Source organism: Desulfomarina sp. (assembly GCF_054039375.1).
Genome location: NZ_JBPLBA010000167.1, coordinates 23401 through 30103, shown reverse-complemented (window position 1 = coordinate 30103; position 6703 = coordinate 23401). Strand labels below are relative to the sequence as shown.

General features: G+C 45.1%; 7 protein-coding genes. All 7 read right to left on the bottom strand.

The window, feature by feature from the left end:
* Positions 1-563: 563 nt before the first annotated feature.
* Positions 564-1511, bottom strand: coding sequence for a glycosyltransferase family 2 protein (locus tag ACXLDX_RS10000; protein ID WP_457577038.1), 948 nt, complete (start codon positions 1509-1511; stop codon positions 564-566).
* A gap of 12 nt (positions 1512-1523) precedes the next feature.
* The gene (locus ACXLDX_RS09995; protein WP_457577037.1) at positions 1524-2342 is read right to left on the bottom strand and encodes a glycosyltransferase family 2 protein; all 819 of its coding nucleotides are present in this window, start codon (positions 2340-2342) and stop codon (positions 1524-1526) included.
* A gap of 13 nt (positions 2343-2355) precedes the next feature.
* Complete coding sequence (locus ACXLDX_RS09990; protein WP_457577036.1) at positions 2356-3405, bottom strand: glycosyltransferase family 2 protein; 1050 nt, start codon at positions 3403-3405, stop codon at positions 2356-2358.
* On the bottom strand, positions 3405-4367 hold the full coding sequence (locus ACXLDX_RS09985) for a glycosyltransferase family 2 protein (RefSeq protein WP_457577035.1): 963 nt from the start codon (positions 4365-4367) through the stop codon (positions 3405-3407). Before ACXLDX_RS09985 ends, ACXLDX_RS09990 begins: the two co-directional genes overlap by 1 nt.
* A gap of 109 nt (positions 4368-4476) precedes the next feature.
* Complete coding sequence (locus ACXLDX_RS09980) at positions 4477-5562, bottom strand: lysylphosphatidylglycerol synthase transmembrane domain-containing protein (RefSeq protein ID WP_457577034.1); 1086 nt, start codon at positions 5560-5562, stop codon at positions 4477-4479.
* 248 nt (positions 5563-5810) lie between these two features.
* On the bottom strand, positions 5811-6017 hold the full coding sequence (locus tag ACXLDX_RS09975; RefSeq protein ID WP_457577033.1) for a hypothetical protein: 207 nt from the start codon (positions 6015-6017) through the stop codon (positions 5811-5813).
* The gene (gene bioD / locus ACXLDX_RS09970; protein WP_457577032.1) at positions 6007-6702 is read right to left on the bottom strand and encodes a dethiobiotin synthase; all 696 of its coding nucleotides are present in this window, start codon (positions 6700-6702) and stop codon (positions 6007-6009) included. The genes ACXLDX_RS09975 and bioD overlap by 11 nt, the downstream gene beginning before the upstream one ends.
* Between the last annotated feature and the right edge of the window lies 1 nt (position 6703).

Here is a 6703-nt window from a genome sequence, read left to right as displayed (position 1 = left end):
CTGATAAAACAGAGAACAAAAGTGATTATCAGAAGACGGGAATAATATGGACTCCACGGTACCCTGTACCAGATAACCAGCAGCGAGAGATAACCAACGGTAAAACAGCAGTCAAAAAGGTGCAGTAACCTGGCGATCAGGGAACTCTGCTGACGAAGATTTATTGATAACATATACTTTTATATGATCGATCAGGAGTGTAACTGTCAATTAGTGCCTGTCCATGGTTGGTCTTTTTGCCCGATATCTGCGTTGGCGGGATAATTTTATCCTCGGAGGTAAGCGTAGACTCCGATATCAATTATATGGTTGCGGTAGAATTTCCCGTGCGCCTTGATCCCAAACAAAAATCCTCATTTCTGGACAGACACCGGTTACACAGCATCCTGTTATTTATTTTCTTACTCGATTACGCACAAAACTCAGCCTGCTATTTGTGAGCCTGGGGATGTGCCTGTTTTATCAGGCGTATTCTCAATCCGGCTGAGTTTCATGGGCAATCAGATAATTATTTAATTCCGAAACCATGTTTGATTGTACCTGCTCACACAATAGCGTTTGATTCAGGCTTTGCCGCAGCGCTTCCACCAAGTTCTGTTCATACTGAACAAAGAACGTAAAGACGGTGGCAGCAGAGTATATTTTCTCCCCAGCCTGTAGCCGGTAAACTTCAATCCCGAGCGGATAATAAATTCTGTTGCGATAATAATTTTCTTTTCCCTGAGTAACTGCACAAGAGCAGAGCGGACAAAACTGAAACCAATCCCTTCAGCACTTCCAAAGGTGTCAAGCAACCATTTTTCCGATGAGTGCAGAACTCCGGTATCATAGGCCCGCCGGAATTCTCCTGACAATGAATAATTATGGCTGTGATACACTTCAGCTTCCGCTACATAAGCCACTGAACCACCAGCCTGAAGAATTTTCCCCACAGTACAGGTATCCTCACCAAAAATCAAACCGTTCCTGAAGCTCCCGACCGCAACCAGGTTTTGCCGCCGCCAGGCCGCAAAAGAATTGGATGTGAAAATTGTCCTTAAGCCCAGTTTTTCACGATCGTTGAATGATCGTTTCTCTGATCTGTCAGGATAATTAAAACGTCGGAGATAAGCGGCATGCCAGCTCGCATCAGCAGCCGGCAGCTGGCGGCCATAAGAACAGGCACAGGATTCATTGTCATTCAGGAGTGGCTCGATAAGGAATCGCAGGGCTGCAGTTGAGGCGAATTCAATATCCTGAGTCAGAAAAACAAGTATTTCCCGCTCAGCTTTTTCAACCAGAAAAGTCCTGGTCCCCCCGTGATCAAAATCCTCACGCTTTACCCGCCATACCCTGGCACCGAACTTCCTGCAGATATCCACCGTTCCATCTGAAGATGATGAATCCGCCACCAAAATTTCAGCAGGCTGCAGATCCTGCTTCTGCAGGCTGACAAACAGCTTTTCCAGCGTACCTTCCCCGTTCAGGGTTGGGATAAGAATACTGAAAGCCTCTTGATGAAAAGAATTCACCTGGTCCTTCCTTCACAGTCTGCAGAATCTCACCAGCAGGTATTTTGTAATGGCCCAGACAATATATGGCGAGGGATGTTTCCGATAAAGCTGTATCTCGTTCTTTGCTGCCATGAGACGCAGATAAAACGGGATTTTTCTTCTGTCTCTCTGCCAGCCACGGCAATGAAAAGCAACAAGGCTGGGTTCATAAACCAGATCATAGCCATCCCGACGTAATCGCAGTGAAAGTTCAATATCCTCCTTGTACAGAAAAAAAAGCGGATCAAAAACCTCTCGACCATATGTTTTCAGGACTTCGACCAGACAGACCATCAACGCACCGCAAACCGCCGGTGGAGAATTTTTTTTATTATACAGCCCTCGATCTTTCTCCCCCATACCCCGGTCAAACCAGCGACCATACCACTTGCGGTAAATACCGGTTGAATCAATTTTACCGGTAGCTCTGTTTTTTTCAGGGTCATAACCCAGCAATTTACCGGAAAGGATGCCGATTTTTTTCTTCCCTTCCATTACATCAATGATTTTGGCCAGAAAACCAGGCGGAAGGAAAGTATCCGGGTTCAGAAACACGACTATTCCCTTCTTATCCCGTACCAGAGAAAACCCAAGATTGTTCGCCCTTCCAAAACCTATATTATCTGTTTCCACCAGTTTGATATTGTCCGCCTTTCTACAGCATTCCAGATACCGTCTGTCCGCGGAGCCACTGTCCACAACAATAATTGTTGTTATTTCAACAGTTTGTGCGGCAAGATGTTCAAGACACAGGGGCAGAACTTTTCCTGAGTCATGGGTAACAATAATTATATGTACTCCGGCAGCCATGGAAGGACCCCGATCAGAAAAATATCGTGCAATACCACCCAAAGAGAAGGTTTGTTTTCCCTTCCGCACTCCTTCGTGCCATGATGGAATTCACTGCTTCATTTTCCGCACTGACAACAAGCTGCCTGAACTCCTTTTCCAGGATATTATCTGGATCAGCGAGGATTTTTCTTCTCTTGCCGATAACCTCCGGCAAAAGCCTGAACGTTTCCAGAATACCTCTGCAATAGGAGAAAAACATCCTTTTTTTTACAACAAAAAGAAGCCAGGCAAACTGATAAATGACAAAAGGAAAGAGAAAACGCAGAACCATGCCAAAGGAATAATTTTTGACCACTACAGCAAAATTATTCCTGGTGGACAGCCTGATCGTAAACGTATTCACTTTCTTTCCCGTGGAACCACTGCCGATGTGAAATACCCTGGCGGAAGAGAGATACCTGCAGCACATGCCGAGCCGTCTCGCTCTCAGGTTCAGATCAACATCTTCAAGGTAGGCGAAAAAATCGTCGTCAAAAAGACCGACCCGATCAAAAAATTTCCTGCTGTACAGGGCGGCACCACCACAGGCACCAAAAACATCCCGGTCAACCCTGTAGATATCGCGGTCCTTTTCCATTGTACCGAGTCGATAGCCGACTCCACCACGTAACACTGCATCACCAGCCCCGTCAAGGATGTCCCGATTATTGAAATTGATCATCTTAAGGGCAAAAAAATCATACGTCCTGTATTTTTCTATTGCCCGTATCAGGTTTTCAAGGCAGTCAGGCGCCACTTCCATATCGTTATTCAACAGGAGGATCCAGGATGCACTCGCTTCCCGGATACCCAGGTTGACGGCTACGGAAAATCCACGATTCTCACTGAACCGGAGAATCCTGACGGTCGGAAATTCATTCTCCAGAAGTTCTATGGAACCATCTTCCGAACCGTTATCAACAACCGTTACCCGAAAATCCCTGTTTGTCTGAGCTTCCAGGGACGAAAGACAATGGGCCAGCATCCGCCTGCCGTTCCAGTTGGGAATAACAATATCAATCAATGGATTGTCCATTGACATCACTGTGCTCCGTTTTCCTGTCCGCTGCCGAAAACATGTTTAACGAAATAGACCGGTTTATTTTGCGACTCGTGATATGTCCTGGCCTGAAGTTCCGCAATCAGTCCAAGTGAAATAAATTGAATCCCGATGAAAATGAGCAGTACAGCCAGGAAAAGAAGAGGTCTGTCGGCAAGGGGAATGCCCATGAACTGCCGCTGGATGGTCATTATAAGGGCAATGAGAAAACCGATTCCACCGCAGACAACACCCATCAGACCAAAAACCTGAATCGGGCGGGTGGCGTAACTGAGCAGAAATTTCACGGTCATAAGATCAAGAATAACCCTGATAGTTCGAGAAATGCCGTATTTGGATGAACCGAATCTTCTCGGCCTGTGATTCACCTTGACTTCGGTAAAATCTATTCCCATTCCGGATGCGATTGCCGGAATGAACCTGTGCATCTCTCCGTACAATCGAACATTTTTTATTACTTCCTTCTTAAAAGCCTTCAGGGTACAACCATAGTCATGGAGATTGACACCCGTCGTTTTCGAAATAATCTTATTGGCGATAATGGAAGGCAGCCTTCTGTTTATGAAGGCATCCTTTCGGTCATACCGCCACCCTGTCACCACATCGTTACCCGCCTCGATCTCTTCGAGAAGTTTCGGAATATCGTGTGGGTCATTCTGCAGATCGGCATCCATGGTAATGATGACATCCCCTCGGGCATAATCAAAACCGGCTGCCATGGCGGCTGTCTGGCCAAAATTTTTCCTGAAACTGACAACAACCACATGACTGTCCTTTTCCTGTATTTTCTTCAACAATTCAAGGCTTCTATCGGTGGAACCGTCATCAATGAAGAGTATTTCATATTCATGTTCAATCACGCTCAGAACATCATCCAGTTCCTGGTATAACAGGGGAATATTTTCTTCCTCATTCAGTAACGGTATAACAATAGAGAGTAACAAAGCAGTATCTCCACATAAAATTTTCAAGTCAGTTTACTACCCACCTGACCAGCAACCATTTGTTTTTATCAATAACTACAGGATATTACGTTGATCTGCAATGACCAAATCAAATATCTTTATGTTCACAGTTTTTCAGGATATCAGCAGTATCGGCAATAAATTTCTGCCTGTACGTCAGGTAGACAATATAACCGATTGCACCCATAAACAGCATTTTCAGGCGAAGAAGCAGACCCATGGCCAGGGATTCTGCACCACCCACCCCCACAAGCAAAAAATAGAAAACAAAGACTGATTCAAAATAACCAAGATTTCCCAGCAATGTAACCGGCACATGGGCAACCAGCATTATTGCCGGAACAATGGCACAAATAGCCGGAAAATCAACATGAACATCAAATGCCATAAAGGCTGTATACACATTCACCCACGTAAGAAGATAAAACAGGACAGTCAGGTAGATGAGACGCCGGAGAAAACGTTTGTTTTCCTTTACTGCGGCCAGTGCAACATCCAGTTCCTTTCTCAGCTTTTTCAAACGATCAATAATGCCTGAATACAGTCTTTCCAGAGTGTCGGCAAATTTTTTTAAAAATCCCAGCAAAGTAACATCGCCGGTTCTTCTCAGTAAGGCCAGGAAAAACCTGGCAATTCTGTCAGGCAGTGCAAAAGGATTTTTTGCCTTCCAGACCCAGATGGTGATCATGGCAAAACAGGCCCCAGCCAGTGCCGGAAACAAAATATAAGGACTCCGATAAAGTCCGGTTTTAAAGAGAGGGGCCACTGTTACAAGGAAAAAAAGAAAGAAGATACCCGAAAAACGCTCAACAAAGACACTGACTGCTGAGTATCCCTGATTCTCAATCAATCTTCCCGCATAGTATGAGCGAACAACATCACCCCCTACGGTGGAGGGGAGAATATTAGAAAAAAAGTACCCGACCATGTAAATCCGAAACAACTCGCGATACGGAATATCGTCTTTCAAATCGAGAATCAGCTTCCACTTTGCACAACTTGCTGCAACCATGATAACGGTTACAACAAATGACAGGATAAAAAACACCCAGTTGATCCGGGAAAAAAGATCAAGCAGTTCATTGCCCCGTACAAAAGAAAGCAGCACCGAAAAGAAAGCGATGCTGAGGACGATTTTTATTATCAGCTTTACCGGGCCGGGAATCCTGTTCATTCTCACTCTATAACTGAATTTTATACCTGCCTGTGAGGGCAAAAGAGACCGTGAATACTCATCAATGGCTTGAAGCAGCGAATACGTCAGCACAATTGAACCCCACATCTTCGGGTAGACAGGCGCAGACGCTGAACTTGCCTATGCAGGGAAATACAAATTCCCGCCAGCTCAAAATCATTGAAAACCGACATGAATAACACATATTCTTCATATTACCAAGAAAAGACAGTTTATTTACCATTTTCTCACTTTTCAGCAAGTCGAGCCTTGATCCATCCTACCCGGATATAATACTGTTGACCGCAGTCCAGCCACATGCTGCAACTGTCTTCATTTGTCTTTACCGGATAGTCCGGACTGTTTTTTCTGTCTGCTCGACAAACACCGCTTCCACTATTTTTCAGCCTGTAATATTTACAGGTCAGACACTGTTTTTTTATCTTATAATTCATTAAAAACACCCTGGAAATCAGGAAATGGAATTGTTCCATTCCGATACTCCGGGAGCGGGTAAAAGTCAATTACCGGCCCCGAAAAACTATTTTTTATCATATATTTCTTAAATATTTCCTTAGAATCAACGGCAATCCTCTCGTCTTCATCAATGAACCGGTTATAAAGCAGAGCAACAACCTGCAGATTTCTTCTCCGGGCCAGCTCCAGGCTGTTGAGAGTATGATTGATGGACCCAAGCTTCGGACTGGACACGAGGATGAGAGGATACTGTTCTTTCTGCAGATAATCAACAAAGAGAAAATCCTCCGTCAGGGGAACCGACAAACCACCGGCTCCTTCGAGAAGCACCACATCGAACTGTTCCAGGAGAAGAGCAGTCGCCCTCCTGATCCTGTTAATATCAATTTTTCTGCCATCAAGCTTCGCAGCCAGATGTGGAGAACAGGGGACTGGAAACAGGTAGGGACATGTCAGGTTATCCCTGTCCATGTCAGATAGATCAATCCCCATTATCTGCCTGTGAGCCAGGATATCATCACTGACATCCATACACCCGGTCTGGGCTATTTTCTGGGTGATCACCCTGATGCCCTTTTTCAGCAATGCCCTCGCCAGAAGACCGACAGCGACAGTTTTACCAATATCCGTATCAATGCCCGTTATACAGTAAACCTTCTTCATT